Annotated in this window: 12 protein-coding genes and 1 pseudogene; 9 read left to right on the top strand and 4 right to left on the bottom strand. The window is 33.9% G+C overall.

Features of this window, described 5'->3' with window-relative positions:
- Nucleotides 1–86: 86 nt before the first annotated feature.
- The 3 genes from dptF to dptH are packed head-to-tail and all read left to right on the top strand — an operon-like array spanning nucleotide 87 to nucleotide 9,121.
- Entirely contained in the window at nucleotides 87–2,447 is a 2,361-nt protein-coding gene (gene dptF, locus KHA88_RS15580; protein ID WP_249313247.1) for a DNA phosphorothioation-dependent restriction protein DptF, read from the top strand.
- A gap of 1 nt (nucleotide 2,448) precedes the next feature.
- Nucleotides 2,449–3,861 carry a DNA phosphorothioation-dependent restriction protein DptG gene (gene dptG, locus KHA88_RS15575; RefSeq protein WP_213122440.1) on the top strand — a complete coding sequence of 471 codons (1,413 nt, stop codon included), beginning with the start codon at nucleotides 2,449–2,451 and terminating at the stop codon, nucleotides 3,859–3,861.
- Nucleotides 3,842–9,121, top strand: a complete 5,280-nt coding sequence (gene dptH, locus KHA88_RS15570) for a DNA phosphorothioation-dependent restriction protein DptH (protein WP_213122439.1) — start codon at nucleotides 3,842–3,844, stop codon at nucleotides 9,119–9,121. Before dptG ends, dptH begins: the two co-directional genes overlap by 20 nt.
- 33 nt (nucleotides 9,122–9,154) lie before the next feature.
- On the opposite strand, the gene KHA88_RS15565 is transcribed toward dptH, so the two are convergent.
- The 3 genes from KHA88_RS15565 to KHA88_RS15555 are packed head-to-tail and all read right to left on the bottom strand — an operon-like array spanning nucleotide 9,155 to nucleotide 11,743.
- Nucleotides 9,155–9,523 (bottom strand): hypothetical protein, encoded by a 369-nt coding sequence (locus tag KHA88_RS15565; RefSeq protein WP_213122438.1) that lies wholly within the window; start codon nucleotides 9,521–9,523, stop codon nucleotides 9,155–9,157.
- 4 nt (nucleotides 9,524–9,527) lie between these two features.
- On the bottom strand, nucleotides 9,528–11,543 hold the full coding sequence (gene dndD, locus KHA88_RS15560) for a DNA sulfur modification protein DndD (protein WP_213122437.1): 2,016 nt from the start codon (nucleotides 11,541–11,543) through the stop codon (nucleotides 9,528–9,530).
- An 11-nt stretch (nucleotides 11,544–11,554) separates the two neighbouring features.
- On the bottom strand, nucleotides 11,555–11,743 hold the full coding sequence (locus tag KHA88_RS15555) for a DNA modification system-associated small protein (RefSeq protein WP_213122436.1): 189 nt from the start codon (nucleotides 11,741–11,743) through the stop codon (nucleotides 11,555–11,557).
- A 682-nt stretch (nucleotides 11,744–12,425) separates the two neighbouring features.
- Here KHA88_RS15555 and KHA88_RS15550 point away from each other — a divergent pair.
- The 3 genes and pseudogenes from KHA88_RS15550 to KHA88_RS15540 all read left to right on the top strand — a co-directional run.
- Complete coding sequence (locus KHA88_RS15550; RefSeq protein WP_213122594.1) at nucleotides 12,426–12,866, top strand: ASCH domain-containing protein; 441 nt, start codon at nucleotides 12,426–12,428, stop codon at nucleotides 12,864–12,866.
- Between the two features lie 117 nt (nucleotides 12,867–12,983).
- Complete coding sequence (locus KHA88_RS15545) at nucleotides 12,984–14,108, top strand: DUF4145 domain-containing protein (RefSeq protein ID WP_213122435.1); 1,125 nt, start codon at nucleotides 12,984–12,986, stop codon at nucleotides 14,106–14,108.
- A 26-nt stretch (nucleotides 14,109–14,134) separates the two neighbouring features.
- Nucleotides 14,135–14,530: pseudogene (locus KHA88_RS15540) on the top strand ((deoxy)nucleoside triphosphate pyrophosphohydrolase); the annotation flags it as partial.
- Nucleotides 14,531–14,624: 94 nt separating this feature from the next.
- On the opposite strand, the gene KHA88_RS15535 reads toward KHA88_RS15540, so the two are convergent.
- On the bottom strand, nucleotides 14,625–15,620 hold the full coding sequence (locus KHA88_RS15535; protein ID WP_213122433.1) for an ABC transporter substrate-binding protein: 996 nt from the start codon (nucleotides 15,618–15,620) through the stop codon (nucleotides 14,625–14,627).
- 537 nt (nucleotides 15,621–16,157) lie between these two features.
- Here KHA88_RS15535 and KHA88_RS15530 point away from each other — a divergent pair.
- Genes KHA88_RS15530 through KHA88_RS15520 form a run of 3 tightly spaced genes read left to right on the top strand, consistent with a single transcriptional unit; the run spans nucleotide 16,158 to nucleotide 18,364 of the window.
- Nucleotides 16,158–16,826 carry a GntR family transcriptional regulator gene (locus KHA88_RS15530; RefSeq protein ID WP_213122432.1) on the top strand — a complete coding sequence of 223 codons (669 nt, stop codon included), beginning with the start codon at nucleotides 16,158–16,160 and terminating at the stop codon, nucleotides 16,824–16,826.
- 50 nt (nucleotides 16,827–16,876) lie between these two features.
- Entirely contained in the window at nucleotides 16,877–17,563 is a 687-nt protein-coding gene (locus KHA88_RS15525; protein ID WP_213122431.1) for a DUF2848 family protein, read from the top strand.
- Between the two features lie 3 nt (nucleotides 17,564–17,566).
- A complete protein-coding gene (locus KHA88_RS15520; RefSeq protein ID WP_213122430.1) occupies nucleotides 17,567–18,364 on the top strand; it encodes a carbon-nitrogen family hydrolase in 798 nt (265 codons plus the stop codon).
- The last annotated feature ends 11 nt before the right edge of the window (nucleotides 18,365–18,375 follow it).

The raw sequence follows: 18,375 nt of genomic DNA, 5'->3' as shown, positions 1-18,375 counted from the left end.
CTTTTCTTTGGACTATTACAATAATTATGCAACAATTACTAGTAGGTAATTTGGAGAGTGACTTCAATATTTATTAGGATAATAGTATGATAGAAGTAATAAATAGAAGATATTCGGAGATGATGATTTTGAGTGCTCAATACGAAGGATTTTTGAGTTTTATAGAAAAAATCAACTCAGTTGCAGCCTATAATGCAAAATTAATGGAAGACTTAATGTTTACAGATCCTAGCAGCGCAATAGTGAAAGCTCGGTTATTTGCGGAGGAAATTTTAAATGAAGTCTTTAAACTAGAGGAAATTAATGAACCATACATAACATCTTTATTTGAAAGGATTTCTTATCTGGCTAAATACGGAATTATTAAAAAAGATATTCAGCAATCGTTTGATACGATCCGATTAGCAGGAAATAAGGCTGCACATGATGGAACATTTAACGATATTGCTACAGCGTATAAATTGCATAAAGAAATGTATAAATTAGGTGTTTGGTTTTATGAAGTTTATTATAGCGGACAATTAATGGTTCCTCAATATGAAATGCCAAAACCTAAAGAAAATGAAAGTATGGATGATATTAAAGATATTGTGAGAGATCAAATAATGCGATTATTGGGTACCGATAAACTAAAAGGTCAAGAATTCTTATTAAGTGGTGAAAAGCAAAAATCGGAAGTAGAAGTAAAGGATGACAATGATAATGTTAAAAGTAATGAAGAGTCTCCAGTATTAAATAAGGACATAGAAAAAGGCCGAAGCTATTTAGTACGAGAGCTTACACGATTAAAAGATTCTTCACAAGAGGCGATTGAGAATGCTAATCAGTTTAGCGCGTTTAAAAAATACCTCCACATTGACCGCAAAATACAATTAGACCTAGAGAAAATACTCAACAGTAATCGTGAAGGCAATAAAAACAGCCTCATTCTTTTGTGTGGAAGCGTTGGTGATGGAAAATCCCATTTACTAGCATATATCAAAGAAGAAAAACCGCAACTAATTAATGATTATACTATCTTTAATGATGCTACCGAGAGCTTCTCTCCCAATAAAAATGCTATGGAGACATTAGAGGAAGTATTAAAGGGTTTTTCAGATGAAGAAATACATGAATCTAATGATAAGGTCATCTTAGCTATAAATATGGGGGTTCTTCATAATTTTGTTAACCGATCTCATGAAAAATATTCTTATAGTATTTTAAAAGATTTTGTAGAACAAAGTGGTCTATTTACTCAAAATATCACAACTACATACAGTGATAATTACTTTGACCTATTGAGCTTTGGAGATTATCATTCGTATGAATTAACTGAAGAAGGGGCAAGATCAAATTTTTATTCTTCATTATTAAGTAAAATAGTTGAAGAATCTGATAGGAACCCCTTCTATTTAGCACTAAAAGAGGATGAAAAGAACAATCATATTACGATAGTACATGAAAATTTTCGATTCTTACAGGATGAATTTGTGAGAGAACAAATTGTTGAGTTAATTATCCAGACAATAGTAAGGAAAAAGCTTGTTATATCGGCCCGCGCATTTATGAATTTTATTGCTGATATATTGATTCCTGGGGATGTAGAGAATCTAAAACTAGCCAATGAATTTGAAGTTTTAGAATCATCATTGCCTTATCTCATATTTAATCGAAGCGAACGATCAGAAATATTACATGCTATGGCCGATCTTGATCCCATACATGAGAGATCCAAGTATATTGATCAAATAATAGTAGACCTAAATACGCTTAATGATAGGGAAAAAATTATTAATGATTATGAACTATCGCATACAGCCCCAAATTGGCTCATTCCATTTTTAAAGAAAAATGGGCTTGCGGACCATTCTCTTAATGTATTTATTGAATCCTTCATTAGAATTGTATTTCTTACGAATCCAAAATTTGCAAATAATATTGCAGATAATAGTATGAAGACATATTTGGAAAATGTATATGCTTTTAATATCGGAGATAAAAAGAAAATAAAAGAGTTTTATGATGAAATAAAATCATCTGTATATAAATGGCAAGGAAACTTGAAAAAAGACTATATTTATATGAATAAACCTGTTGATGAATATCGTATTGCTCAAAAACTTAATATTAAACCATCAATAGCTCATTTACCTTCTAGTACTGAAACTATATTAGACTCTTTTAAATCAACAATTGTTTTGGCATATGATGATGAAGTAAGAAAAAACAAAATTTATTTGGATATAGACTTTCCGCTTTATGACCTTTTAACTAAAGTTCAGGAAGGATATAGACCTAATAAGAATGATGAAGAAGATGCTATTAAATTTATTGAATTTATTGATAGACTCATGGCCATAGGCGAAAAGAAAAATGAAATTTTAATACATTTCCCTCATGACAATAAAAATTATCTTCTAAAGCGTGATGATTTTGGCGCGTTTGTATTTGAAAGGGAGTACTAAAATGATTCAAACCTTAAATAGACAATACTTGAAGGACTTGTTACACCAAAAGAACAAACATGATACAGGCGATGTAATAGAGGTATTACCGTTCCTATCCAAAAGGACAAGGGCTGTTAGAGGACAATTTAATAAAATCTTAGGTGAATTTGTACGGAATATTTGCTGTTTGCAGCTAAATAATTCAAATCTTAAAAATAAAGATGATTTGTCATATGAAGGTAATGAATTAAGTGAATTGATAGCTAGCACTATTGAGTATGAAAACCAAGATGATATGTATGATTTTAAGCGATTTTTAGATGCTCACTTATTTAACGAGGATAAAATTAATCCAATACATCCTTATTTATATAATTATATTGAATTAGAAAAAAACCTTAAAAATGAGTTTGGTAAATATGCTGTTTTTATGAATGAAACATTTGTTAACGATAATGAGGAAATAAAAACTGTTTTCAACAATCAAGAATCGGAGGATATCTTAACTGAGGTTATTTTAACGAAATTAGATGCCTTGAAGCCAAAGAAACCATTGAAAGAACAACAATATGAACCACTATTACCAAGCTTATCAAAATTGTTTCAGGAAGATCTTGTTTATTTAAGTAAGCATAAAGATTATTTTTTAACTTCATTTCCACTAATTACGCATTACTATGTTTTTATGTATGCTTGTCAGTTAATATTTAAGTTTGAACAATTCACTAGTGCAGATTTCAACGAAATACAGCCATTATATTTTGGATTAGACGGGGAATCTCTGAATAAACGTAGAAATGCAGCGGATGGAGTGGAGAATTTTAAATATATTAAAGAAAAGTCGGAAAATCTCTTTCCGCATATTCATACTATTTCACAACTAAACCATAATTCTATTCATCAAAATAATTTGAAAGAGGAAGAACAGACTCTCCCTTTCATTCCTTATGGCGAACTCTATTCCCTTATTAAAGAGCAGGGAGAAGAATATGAGAAGAACTTTTTAGTAGAGCTTAAACAATGGATTAAGGATTATTCTACGTGGGCAAAGGTTAATGTAGTAGATAATTCGACAAATATACCTGAGGCATTTGAAGTTTTGCATTCTTGTTTAACTAAAGGTATGAGTCAAGGTGTAATTGAAAAATATGGTGGAAATATTGAAGACTTAGGTGCAAATCAGTTTATTAAAAGTCGAGGAAGCTTAGGCCAGGTATTTAACCTTAAACAAGACTTTTTATTGATTTTAACGGCAGTTTCGGTAAAGGATAAGCGCATTCCGCTTAATGATTTATTCATTGAATTTGAAAAAAGAGGAGTGGCCTTAGATATGCACTCAAAGAAAGAAGTTATAACATTATTTAATAATCTTAATATTATCGACAAAAAAAGTGATAGTGGTGATGCTCAATATGTTAAACCAATTTTATAACTATGTCGCATCTTTATTGACAGATTACTTTAATCATAATGGTATTAAATCAGGAGAGCGTTTCTCTCTCTATTTAGATAGACAGTCTGATGTTGCACAATTTTCACAAGCACTTGAGGAAGTAACAGGAGTAGAGCCTTTTGTATACAAGCACGAACTAGGCGATGAATATAAAACATTTTCAATTTCCTTTGGAAAAGTTAAATTAGTTGTTGCTCATACATCGGACGTTGTTAAGCCAGATTTTCTTGTTACCTTAAGAAATTTGGTAGGTGAACAAAAAGGTGTTTGGGAAAATACAGCGTTAATAAGTATAGTAGCTGAACAATTAGATTCTATTCAAGGTGGAAGCAGCGACTTGCAAAAGGAAGGAATGCCGTTACATCCTAACTCACTTTTTAAGAATTTAAAAGAAGAAATAGATAGCAGTAATTTGGACAAAGTAGACCAAATTATTTTGTTAGACAACTTAGAAAACTTAATTCAAGAACAACAATTAACGAAAATAACTTTTTTTGAATTTGAAGATATTTTTACAACCCTACAAAAGGGTGCTATTCAGGATGCTGATTATCATAAATTTGGGTTATATAGAGACCCAGACTTAGCAACTTTTAAAGGCAGAGATCAAAAGGAACGCTTGAGAGAGAACCGTGAATTTTTTGATCATGTAAGAAGAATTCATGAATTTGGTCTTAATGAAGAAGAATTAGAAAAAAGATTCTCGCCTGAAGGAGCCAGGGAATTAATAAAAGAACAATGGAAAGACACACTTTTTACCCAAGTTCATAAATATCACCAAGATTATTTAAAAAATAATAAAAAGAAAAAAGTAGAGCTGCATACATTTAGGGTTTTAGGAGGTTTAAAGTACTGGGATAAGCCTCATAACGAAAAAGCTGCAGGCCAGAGAAAAAGACATATTGTTATTTTTAATGAAGAGAAAAAAGATGAAATTGAAATTCAAGCATCATTCCATTTGAGTGGAGCAATAAAAAGTTTGTCAGACGAATTTCTTACTGTTCCAAATCCTTTTAGGGAAAAACTTAAAGTTGAAGTAAAAACTAGTAATATAAATGCAAAGATTACTCCAAACAAGAATGAAGCAACATTTGTTAGGTTTGTATATAAACATGATAAAAAGTCCGCTCTTGGAGCAGAGTTTATTATAGCAATTGTTCCTTTTGAACCGATTTTTCTAGATGCATATAAAGCAAAATATAATATTAATCCGTCTAAGGGTATCGAATTACAATTTGAAGAGGATGAATTAATCTTTGGGGATAAAATAAGTCAAAAGATAATGGAAATTACCGAAGATAATCAGGAAGTTCATCTAACACAAGACGAACAGCTGATTATTACTCCGCTTCCAGAGGCATTTAACGACGAAGACGAGTTAAAGATTAATATTAATTATGAACAGGTATCTGTCCCCTTTATTTTGAAAAATGATTTACCGGAATCTATTCCAATTACTGGTCAACGTATTTGGAAACTTATCCGTGAAAATAGCCAGGATATAGAATGGATAAAGGAAAATAATCGTTTAATTCTAGGAAACCGGGAGTTTTATTTTCATCCAGAATATAAAAGCTTTTTTGAATGGGAACACTTATGGGTTACCGATGGATATAGAAGTGCCAAATATGAATCTGACCTATTGCATGCTGAAGAATTGAGTCTAAGTGATAATTTAAGAGAAGCATATAGTAGATTTATTACGTATTTTAAAATTAATAATTCTATCCCGAGTTTAAGTGCTGTAACAGCTGATTATAAAAAACGCGCATTAGATTATATAAATGAGTATGAAAATGAAATTAAAAGTTTTAAAGATGGGCATCCAGCCGGAAAAAAAGGGAGAGACCTCTTTAAGCTAGGAACTATCTGGTCGAATAATATGCTTTATTTCACCCCTTTTCACCCATTGATGGTTGCATTCAAATTAAAAGTATATGAACTATTACAAAGTGAAGATATTGATAATAGTATATTAAATAGGCTTAATCCAGCGCCATTAATTCCTTTCTTATATGATGGAAATGATACGTTATATAAACCAGAGCATCAACAAGCTGCTATAGAGTGGTTAATATTTAAACCAGTAAATCAAATATCTGTTTCAGATGCAAATCAGTATTTAGCCAAAGTTGTAAATGATAAAATAATGCAATTTAAGGAGCATTTCTCTTACTTATTCATGGATACATCACATGCTCCTTTGCAAATTAATATAATTAATATCGTTAATGATAAAGAAGTATTAAAGGGTATTTTACAATGGATGTTTAATGAGATTAAAAGGGAAGGCATTTATAAATTAAAGCCGATAGAGGTTACTCTATACAATGAAGATGACAGTGAAAGCTCATTTGACCAATTTGCATTGACTGATAGTGTCTTAGAATTTGAACATACATTCGATATGAAGCTCGTTGTAAAGGATTTGGAATCTGAAGAAATACTAAGGGCAATAAGGTCTAATTTAGTTTTTTATAAAAGTGATCTAAATAATGATTTCAGGTATGCGCATATTTCATTTTATAAAATGTACGCACAGGAAACGCATGCAATACAACCTATGGAAAAAATGATGACTGGTAAAGCTATTGAAGGAATTTACTCTAGTGTTCCTTCGATGAAAGATGAAGAGAATTACAAAAGTGGTTTCGGAACTAAGGCATACAGTATGTTCGCTGAAAATTATTTAACTAGCGTAGCGTATTATGTAAATGAATTAGCGGTAAATGTCAAAAATGGTGGAAATGATAGCTATAGAAAAGGTGAAGCTATATTTTCTAGAACAGCAACTACAGATGAGGAATTATTAGAAAGAATATTTCAATCATCGTATTGGGTGACATTTGTTGACCCACATGTTGATTTGGAGTTCTTTAACAAATATGAAGGAAATTTAGTTGTTATTCATTATAGCGATCAATACTCGTCCTCAAGTCGATATGATGCTATTACAGTTACGGATAAATCATCACAATATTTTGCTGTTATTAAGGAATTTTTACAAATGAAAGACGTAGATGGCACTGATGAAAACGTCGATGCAACCATTAAAGCATTTAACACCTTTAACGGTGAATGGTTACTTAGAATTATAGGAAGTAAAGGTCATTATGATAGAGAAAAATTAAGCATTATTTCTGCAATAAAATATTCCTTATCATATTTGGATCATCCAAATGTTTTATGGGTTCCAATTTCATTGGAGGAAGTTTTGCGAGTAGCTGGAGCTGTCGGTTTAAATAAGTCCGAAGGAATTTTTACGGCGAAAAACCTTGGTGTTAAAGGTAGTCATAGTGACGATCTTTTATTGATTGGATTAGAAAATATGGATGGCGACATCTCGTTACACTTCTACCCCATAGAGGTGAAAATTGGCATCAATCACGGAACAGTACTAGAGAAAGCTAAAATACAGGTACAAAAAACAAAAGATCTATTAATTAACACGTTGACTGGGCAAACAGGGGACTTGTTCGCTGGTAGATTTTATAGAAACTTTTTTACCCAGCTCTTATTGGCTAATGCCAAAAAGCTAGAACAAGGTAACTTCTGGGTGGAAAAAGACTATCAGATATCAGAGGAAGTTATAGAAAGTCTTTTACTTGATGATTATAAGATTTCTAATAACTTAAAAGATTATATTGGAGAAGGGGCAACCTTATCCTTTAGAAAAGAAGCAATCTTCCGGAGTGCTGAAATTGAAGAGGATGTATTATTGCTCAATCTTACAGAGCGAGATGGATACGAGGGATTGGTAAAACCAATTAAAGATTTGAGAGATTGGGTTCAAGAACAACCAAATGACTTTATTAAAGAAGAAATGCTTTCGTATTTGTATAAGAGATCAAATGATATCAAAATAATAGATACGCATAATGATACTGAAAACCCGCCTCGAAAAGAGCAGGAAAATAATTTATATAAAGTTGATAATGTACCGCCAACTGAAAATGATACACCTGAACCTGAGCGAGAGATTAAGATCGATTCCGGAGAAGGGTTAGAGGTGGTAGAAGATAGTCCAACTCCTAAAGAAGTTAAAACTATTGAAGACCCAGAACCAGTTAACCGAGAAAGATTACCAGGTGATCATTCGAATTCAATCAGTCATCCTCCTTTAGATAAGGTTCGAATTAAAATAGGGCAAGCTGAAAACTCTACTCGTGAAATATATTGGGAATATGGAAATAAAGGTCTTGCGAACAGGCATTTATTAATATCAGGTAAATCTGGTCAAGGAAAGACTTACTTTATGCAATGTTTATTACTCGAAAAATCAAAGGCAGGTATTCCTAGTATTGTTATTGATTATACTGAAGGTTTTTTGCCTAATCAGTTGGAACCTGAGTTTCTTGAATATCTTGGAGATAAATTAAAGCATAAAATAATTTATAGTGAGAAACTTCCAATTAATCCTTTCCAAAAGAATATTAGAGATATTGGTGGTATTCAATTAGAAGAATCAAATACTGATGTAGCTGAAAGAATAAGAGGTGTATTTGCATCAGTCTATAAATCGTTGGGAATCCAACAGTTAAATGCTATCTATGAAGCAATTCTAAATGGATTAGATCGCTTTAATGATATGAATTTAGAGAAATTAAGAGAATTACTTGAAGAAGATGGTTCAAGTTACGCTAAAACTGCTTTATCTCAAATAAGGCAATTGATAGACCGAAATCCATTTAGTAGTGAAAATACACTGAACTGGAAGGATATAGTAGAGAGTGATGGAGAAATATTTATTATTCAACTCACAGGATTTCCAAGAGAAGTTCAATTGATTATTACGGAATTTATACTTTGGGATTTGTGGAATTACTCCGTTAAATATGGTACAAAGGACAAACCTATGCCTGTGATAATGGATGAAGCGCAAAACCTAGATCATACGGAGAAATCTCCTTCAGCACGGATATTAACGGAAGGAAGGAAATTTGGATGGTCTGCCTGGTATGCTACACAATTTTTAAGATCTCAACTTGATGCAGATGAATTAGCAAGATTACAAAACTCATCAGAGAAAGTATATTTTTCACCTCCTGAGCAAGAATTATCTAATATAGCTGCTAGCTTTACAAAGGATAATCAAGAGAAAAAGATTTGGGAGAATAAACTAGCTACTTTGAAAAAAGGGCAATGTATTGTTCATGCTCCTATTTTAAAAGATAATGGCGAATTATCTCATTCAACTGTAACAGTAGTAAATATTACTTCACTTTCTGAAAGAATGTAAAAAAAGTCCCACCTAAAATGGTGGGACTTTCTTTTAGATGATACTTAGTCTGAAGTCTTCAATTGAGGGTTTACTTTCTAAATCTTCGTTAAGTCTCCGTACTCCCACTTCAATAAATGCTAGCATATGTTTGTGTAATTCATCCTCATTTAAAGGAGAATTTATTTCATTTATTATTAAATGCTTAAACAATAAAAACTCTTTATCTTTAATAATATTATCAGGTATCGTCCACTTTGGTTGACTATCATTGATAATATCTTGGACTGGGCCATTAGATGTTGCAATTCCTTTTGCAAGTGCAACTTTGACAGCCATAGGTCTTTCAATATCTAGTGAGTCAGCAATCTTATCTAAAAGTATCTTACCTTCCCCGGATAAAGTCATTCTTCTATTTGCCATAATATCACCTTTTTATGAAGTTAAAATATCCATCCCTGACAATGGTATATTTCTTTGATTCATTATAGTCAAGCATGTATTGTTTATAGGAGTGATTTTTCATAAGCTTAATGTATTCTTCAGTAATTTCCGTATCCGTGGAAAGGATAATTACTTGATCACTAAGCTCTTTATAATAATAGTTGATTAGGTGGTTTCTATGATAGCTATCAAGTCTTCCGAGCGGAGTATCTATTACCATAGGTAATGATAAATCAGAAGCTTTGGTTAAAGCCCAAATTAAAGCCGATGAAATCATTTGTAATTCCCCAGCTGAACGATCATGGATACTAATTTCTTGCATTCGATCATTATATAGACGAATTGTATATGTGTTAATATCAAATTCTATCTTGCCGAACTCATCTTGCTTTCTAAATAATCGCTGCAACATTTTTGCAAACTCTTCTTTTATAAAGTTCGCTTTCATATCTGTAAGCTCTTTAACATATTGCTCCATTGCTTTAATTGTTCTGGAAACATCCTTATTTTGCTGTTGTAATGCTTCCACGTTCTCGTCTAGTCCTGCCATTCTTGTAATATTGTTCATTAGTGTCGACTTTTCTTCATAGGCAGCCCTCAACTTCTTTGAAACTACTTTCTTTCTAAGCTGATACTCACTAAGCTTTTTTACTAATAGATCTATTTTTTCATCTTCTTTATCTACATTTATAGCTTCAGGGGCATTCCGTATTTCTTTCTCTAATTCATCCATTTTCTGTGTGAGTCTTTCGATATCATTAACGAAAGTGGATAATTGTATTTTGTCTTTCAAAGGTAGGTTGATTAAATAATTATAGTCATTCTTTGAAATATCGTGAATTTCCCGAATGCTAGTTGGAATTTCATTTTTTATTTTGTTCTCTTCAACCCAAATCTCCTCACCTAACTTTGTAATTTGTTCTAGCTGTTCTTGAGTTAATGGAGGAGTAATATTTTTATTTAATAACTGATTGATAAAATTTCGATATGGAGTTAATGAAGCATCTCTTACAATTCGCTTATGATTTAAATCACTCTCTAATCTTAATTGCTCTTTAAGATTTAAAACTTTATCTTTTAAAATAAGAATTAATAAATTATTATTTAGAAAGTCATTATAATTTTTCTTGGTAATCTCGAGTTGAGTAGCTAATTTAGTCTGTTCTTTAATGAAGACTTCTCTTGATTTAGAGTTCTTGGTTATTTTATTATTACGATCAAGCTTCGCATCATAGATTAATTTTTCGTAATTTCTGATATGGGATTGATAATGTTCATCCTTTTTCTCTAAATCAATTATAACTTCTTTTGCTTTTTCCAATTGTGTTCTTGCGCTATCTATTGCCTTCTGGCTAACTGACTTAGCTAATTTATTTTCAAGTGAATCTTTTAAACTATTCAAATCCAATAAAAGCTGTTTATATGCTTCCATACCAGAAATTTTATGAATAGCATCCTTCATTTCTTGACTATTTTGCCGTAAAATAACATCTCTAATTTCTTCACCATCGAAAATGAAAAAGGGTGCAGCATGATAAGGAATGATTCTATCGATAAATTTATTAAATACTTCAATATTTTCAATCCGTGCATGTTTAGGAATTCTTGTACCAGGTTTTTTAATAGATAATTCCCGTTCTTCCTGTGTCATCCTTTTCGATTTATCAAAATACCATTTAATTTTAAGATTCCATTCTTCTCCAGAGTCGGTTTCTAAAATTAATGAAACGGAACATTCCCGTCCGCCTTCATCAAAAAACGTGTTATTTATGACGTTGGAAAATAATCTTTTATACTCGGTCTCACTCATTCCTCTTTTTCCAAATAATATATATATAATTGCTTTAAGAATGGTAGTTTTCCCAGCTCCGTTAAGTCCTCCGAGAAGAATAATGTTTTGACCTTTTTCCTCCCTAATTTCCTTCGGGATATATAAATCTATTTCTTGCTGACCATAATATGTTTTATAACTGTCAAACACGAGCTTCTTCAATATCATTTAATTTCACCCTATTGTGGATTATTTATAAATTGCTTGATTAAGTCCGCATACTCGTTAGTTCTGGTTTTTTGTGTAACATTCTCATACGAATATTTTTCAGCAGAACGGATAAGTTCCTTTGCTAATTTAGTAGAGATATCATGTTTGTGGCATACTTTTGCTAACAGTTCGATTTCTCTTCTTCTAATTTCTTTCAATTTTTATCACCTAAAGATATATTATTTTTTAAAAAACTAGTAGTAATACTCAATTTATTATATCATTTAATATTTTTTGATACTAGAAGCCATAGGGGAAATGACCTAGAAGTGCATGGGTGACTAGAGTGCCCTTGTCACACTTCTATTAAACCCACCGTAATTATTAGCCCCTTTTCAAATACTCTATTTAACTCAGCTACTTGCTTTAAGTTTTGATTATCTTTGAAATAGTTTGTGTATATTTGAATAACTGAAAAAATATGATAGGTACAATTTAGCCGATCGGAATTAGACACGATTGTTAGCCGTAAAATTGCTAAAACACGGCTGCACACTTTCATGTTATTCTAATTGTAATAACTATATGGAGGCGGACTTATGGATACTGAAAAGCTAGAAAGAGCATTAAAATCTATTGGAAAGAAATCTTTTATTGAGGATTAGGAGTATGCAGTAATTAAATTTGCTATGGCACCTTATGTGGTACCTGTATTAATACATGAAGGTTATGCCCAGAAACTAGTTAATTATAGAATTAGATTTTGCTAGTAAGACCCACTTTCTAGAAAGTCAGAAAGAGATTTGATAATACAATTCTAAAGTGATAGATGATAGACGTATGGCTTATCATGCGGCTAACTATGCGAAAATTATAATTATTAGAGAGGATGTTTTAAAAATGAACCAATCCGCAAAAACATATTGGAACGAGTATTGGGGTAATGCTGCCAAGCCGTCATCCGTCACTGCCTGGCAGTTCGGGGATACCCCCGACGAGCTTGCACAGCTTGTCATCGATGGTGTGAAAACAGCCACGTGTTCAGGTCATATTTTTTATGAACTAGAGAACGAACCTTTGCCGACAACTGAAGATTACAGCATTATTTTGAATAGCAACAACAAACCAGTTGCTATTATTAAGACCGTTGAAGTTAAGCTGGTACCAATGAATGAGGTGACAGAGGAATTTGCGGTTGCCGAGGGGGATGGAACGTATCAAAATTGGAAAGACATTCATGTACGATTTTTTACAAATGAATTAAGTAAACATGGGATTGAATTTTCCGAGGATATGCTTCTTGTTTGTGAGCATTTTCAGTTGATTGATGTAAATGAATAAAGTGAATGTTAGAGTGATAAGCAATTCCTAAAGGGCTTTAAGGGTTCCTCATACAAAAGAACCACAATAATGTTAAAATAATATAATTAAAAAAGTTTCACAGAAAGCGAGAACACCATGAAATCACACCAACCCTATTTTTATAAATTCATAGAATCTATCTCAAAAGAACTGGCTTATTTAGCTCGTGAACTGGAATTTAGTATTTATTTAAGCCCGAGGACCATGCTCACTCATTCAAGAACGTTTGTCGAAGCAATTTTGAAACAAGTCATTCAGGAGGAAAGACTCGATTTCTATCCAAATATGACATTGAAGGATTGCATTGATCTATTGGATGAAAAGGGCTATTTGATTCCGGAAATAAGAGATGCCCTTCATCATGTTCGACTTATTGGGAATAAAGCGGCGCATGATGTACGGAGGTTTCGATATTCTGAATCTCTTTTATCGTGGGAAGCTATCTATATCATAGTTAAGTGGTACGTCGAGGTATACGGGCCGGTAGAAATGGTTGTGCCGGAATATCAAGACCCAGCTTACAGGAATGAAACACATGATATGGCGGAAATTCAAGAGAAGCTTAAAATTCTTGAAAAGCTATTAACTGAAACACTCCAAGGTAAAAGTGAACCTGCTGAAGAAGAAGAAACAGAAACGATCGGCCCTCCTATCCCCGAACACGATCTACCCGGATTTACTACAATTCGAAAGATTACTCATCAGGATAAGGAAATAGAGGTTCCTTATTTTCTCCGCGATGCTTTCCTGCTGCCACAAAGATTTGATAAATCAGAGAGATTCCTCATTAAACTTGGTGCAGAACAGCAGGCACGTATTATGAGCGAATTGCCTAATAATATAGAAGGATTACATAAACATGTAAAGCGTTATAACGAAAGAAATGATGAAAACTTTTTCGAGGAACTTCTCGTCTACATCGAAGAGGAAAAAGTAAGAAGGAAATTAGCGATCGAGCGTCCAGGGGAACTATTCTTCTTTTATAAAGCAGCCCATATTGTTGTTACAGAAGAGCTATCTAAAATACCTCTCACTACAGCTGAATTTCCTGGTAGTCCAAGTTTATTTAGGCAACTGACAGATGATCAAATTTTTACTGTAGGACAATTGCCGAGAGAACTCGTCATTCTTGCTAAATATGAGAATGTGGGAATTGGCACTGTGGAGAAATTGTTTGAGCAGCTGAAGGAAAAACAGGGAAAGACTATGGTTAGTATTTAAAAAATCCAGAAGTGCAGGGATGATGAATGAAAAAGCATATTTTTGTCGTGGGAGCCGTAATCACCGAAAACGAAAAAATCTTATGTGCTCAAAGAGGACCATCGAAATCATTACCATTGAAATGGGAATTTCCTGGCGGGAAAATTGAAGAAGGCGAGTCTCCACAAGAAGCATTGCATCGGGAAATTAGTGAAGAAATGCAATGCAAAATAGAAATAGGGGAACAAGTTGAGCAAACAGCCTATGAATATGTTTTTGGAATAGTTCATTTGACGACTTTTCATTGCAAACTGATTGAGGGGCAACCTGCTTTAACCGAGCATGTAGCCATTAAGTGGTTGCTGCCGACTGAGTTAACCTCTTTAGATTGGGCACCTGCTGATATTCCGACGATTGAAAAAATAATGATGAAGTCTCTTGTAAATGAATCGGGAAAGCGAGTGTCTGACCCCCAGTGTGGTAAAGCATCACCGTGCTGGGGGACAGGCACCTAACTTGGCACCTAACTTACACTAATCAATCAAGAATCTCCGCATTCCATTCAGGCTTTATTTCAACCCCAATCGTGTCAGCTGTCTTCTTATTTATCACAAATTTTAGGTTTTTGGGTGGTTGAGCAGCTATTTCAGATGGTTTGCTTTCTCCATTTAAGATCTTGACTGCCATTTCTCCAGCTTCGTGACCAACTTCGAAAAAGTCGACACCAAATGCGGCGAAGGCACCACGATCAAGTGAATCAATGTCGGCCGCTATTAGTGGGATTTTATTATCGTTTGCGACGGATACGACTGATTCAAATGCTGTTACAACTGTATTATCCGTGACGATATAAAGCACATCTACTTTATCTACAATAGATTCCGTTGCTTGTTTCACTTCGGCCGTTGTGGAGGCAGAAGCTTCTTTCAGCACCAATCCAAGTTCATCCATCTGTATTTTGATTTTATCAATTTGGGCACGCGAATTTTGCTCTCCCGCGTTGTAGACTGTACCGATTGTTTTAGCTCCCAATTCTTCTTTAATGAATTTCAAAGTTCTAGCAATTGAATCTGGATGATGGTGACTCGTTCCAGTTACATTACCGCCAGGTTCTTCCATTGAAGCTACTAATCCAGCACCTACTGGATCGACTACTGATGTAAAAACAATTGGAATTTCAGTAGTTTTGCTTAATGCTGCTTGAGCGCTCGGTGTTGAATTAGCGAAAATAAGATCCACATTTGCACCAACAAAGTTAGTTGCAATCGTGTCATTGGCGCTATTATCACCTTGAGCATTTTGCACGTCATACTTAACATTCAATCCGGATTCCTCAAGCGCCTTCTGAAAACCTTCATGCGCAAGATTCAGTGCTGGATGCTCCATTATTTGTGTCACGCCAATCGTATATTGCTCATCTTTTTCGTTTGGTTTTGATTCGGATGAAGGCGATGCGGAATTACTGCCACAAGCCGCTAAAATAAAGGCCGCACTTATGATTGATAGAACACTCTTTTTCATTATGTATCTCATTATTAATATCACACCTTTCCCTCTGATTTTATTCCATAAAAGGCCAATCAAATCTAATTAGAAATCTCCCTTCTGAAAATGTGTTTTTAATAGAACGAATGACGAATTATTAGTTGTTCTCTATGATAGACGAGGGTATATTTGATGTCAATTGATTCTTAATATTTAGAAATATAATCTTTTAGGTCGTGGCAATTGTCAATAGTGGGGGGGGTATTGGAAAGGAGCTACATGTAGAACATGATATATAAAAGCATGGGAATATATTTCGTCAAGAATGAAATTTTAGAGAAAAATAACGAAAGCTGTTTTGGGGTAACCCAAAGCGGCTTTTTTAGTTATTTACCTTCAGGGAAACATGAAGTTATTGGTATTAACAGTAGACATTGAATGGTTTGTCTTGCAGAAAAGCCCTAAGAAGGGCAATTGTCCGTAAAATGGAAATAGTGTGATAAATAGTATAAAAGTACTTTGACAACTGGCAAAATTCTATGTACTCTGTATAGTGTATACATCATACATAGGAGTGAATCAAGATTGATAAATCTAAATGTTAACCCTATTGAAAAGGTAAAGACCACTAAAGAAATCGTCTATGACGAAATAAAGAATGCAATTTTCAATGGGAATATAAAACGGGATCAAATTATTACCGAAACAATCCTCGCACAGTCCCTCAATACTTCTCGAACTCCGGTCCGCGAAGCAGTAGGAGATTTATTAAAAGACGGGTTGCTCGTATCCGTGCCCCGAAAAGGATTGAAGGTTCGGGAAATCACCCCTAGTGAGAAGGATCAAATTATTTTTCTCCGCATTTCCATTGAAACAGAGGGATTAAAAAAGGTTATCCCATTTATTACACCGAATCAAATTCAATTATTAAGAGAAATAATCGAGTTGCAGAGAGAAGCAATGCTGAACAATAATCGAATTGAATTTATCGAGTTGGATCAAAAATTTCATCGGAAAATTATTTTCTTTGCTGAACAGCATTTACTAGGAGATATATTGTTGAATCTATATGATTTGTCAAGATTGATCGGACATCAGGCCTTAGCGAAATCTGGCAGAATGGAAGAAGTCATCGAAGAACATATGCAGATTGTAGAAGCACTAAAGCTTATGAATGTGAATCTAGCAACAGAGTTAATGGAGAAGCATTTGTTGAAAACAAAGGAATCCATTGCCATAGTTGAAGGCAAATAAAAAAATTTCGGCATAAATGAAAACGCTAACAGACATTGGAGGAGGAAATGATGAAAATGATATCGCTACCCTTAACGATCAACAATGAGGAAAAAGAAATAAAAGTTAATCATGTTTATTGCATTGGCTATGCTGGCCGCAATATAGAAAAAACGATGGAACATATTGTTGAATTAGAGAAAATCGGAGTGCCGCGTCCTGAAGAAATTCCTACCCTTTACCCGGTTCGCAAAAACAGTTTGAATCAGACGGAGGAAATTGAGGTTTTAGGTGGTGAATCAAGTGGTGAAGCGGAAATTGTTTTAGTATTCGGCGATTCAGATGATGATGTATATATCACTGTTGGAAGTGATCATACTGATCGCTCATTGGAAACCATCGATATTAATCAATCAAAACAAATTTGCGATAAACCGATTGCTCAAAAAGCGTGGAAGCTTAATGATGTCATTGATCACTGGGATGACCTTACTTTAACTTCCCAAGTACATATAGATGGTGAGTGGCAGGATTATCAGAGAGCAAAGATTAACGAAATCATTCCTTTGGATGAAATAAGCAGCTTCCTTAAGAAAAAGAATGCATTGAAGAAAAATAGTGTCGTCTTCTCGGGAACAGTACCGCTATTAGAAGGTTTTAAATACGGATCTGGATTCAAAATGGCCTTCATCGATAAGGTTCGTAATGATGAAATACATGCAGAATATGCAATTACCCGTTTAGATGTGGAGGCGTAACATATGAAAATATCAATCTATCAAATGGAAATTGTCCCTGGTAATCCGTCGGAAAATCATAGGAAAGTACATGCGTGGATTGAAAAGGAGGTAGAGAATTCCAAGCCAGATCTGATTGTCCTGCCGGAAATGTGGACAACATCCTACACCTTAGAGGACATCCATCTTCATGCCGACTATAATGGTAACCCCACCGTACCATTTCTTCAAACAATGGCTAAATCTTTTAATATTAATATTATAGGAGGATCGTTTGCCAATAAGGTTGGCGGAAAGGTGTATAACACAGCGGTTGTCATCAACCGACAGGGCGAAACCATTTATCAATATAATAAAGTTCATTTGGTCCCAATGCTAAACGAGCCTAAATATTTAGCGGGAGGTCAAAACGTTCCTGAAGTTTTCGAACTGGAAGGCATGAAGATGGGACTCATTATTTGTTATGACCTGCGTTTTGCTGAAATTATCCGCCCGCTTGCATTAGAAGGAGCCGAAGTATTATTTATCGTCGCGGAATGGCCAATCGCCCGACTTAACCATTGGAAAAACATTCAAATAACCCGCGCCATCGAAAATCAAATGTTTGTTGTATCATGCAATAACGTTGGTTCGTATCAAAATGATACTTTTGGGGGCAGTTCCATGGTTGTTAACCCGTGGGGAGACACGTTATTGGAAGGATCCACTACGGATGAGGAAGCTTTATCTATATCGATTAATATTGAAGAAACGAAAGAAATTCGTGAAAAAGTTCCCGTGTTCGCCAGTCGAGTATCGCATTTATATAAACAAGGATTATAGGGGGAATGTTT

It is taken from the genome of Lederbergia citrea (assembly GCF_018343525.1).
Lineage (GTDB): Bacteria > Bacillota > Bacilli > Bacillales > Bacillaceae_C > Lederbergia > Lederbergia citrea.
Note: the sequence above shows the minus strand (reverse complement) of the source record. Positions and strands in the feature narration are given on the sequence as shown.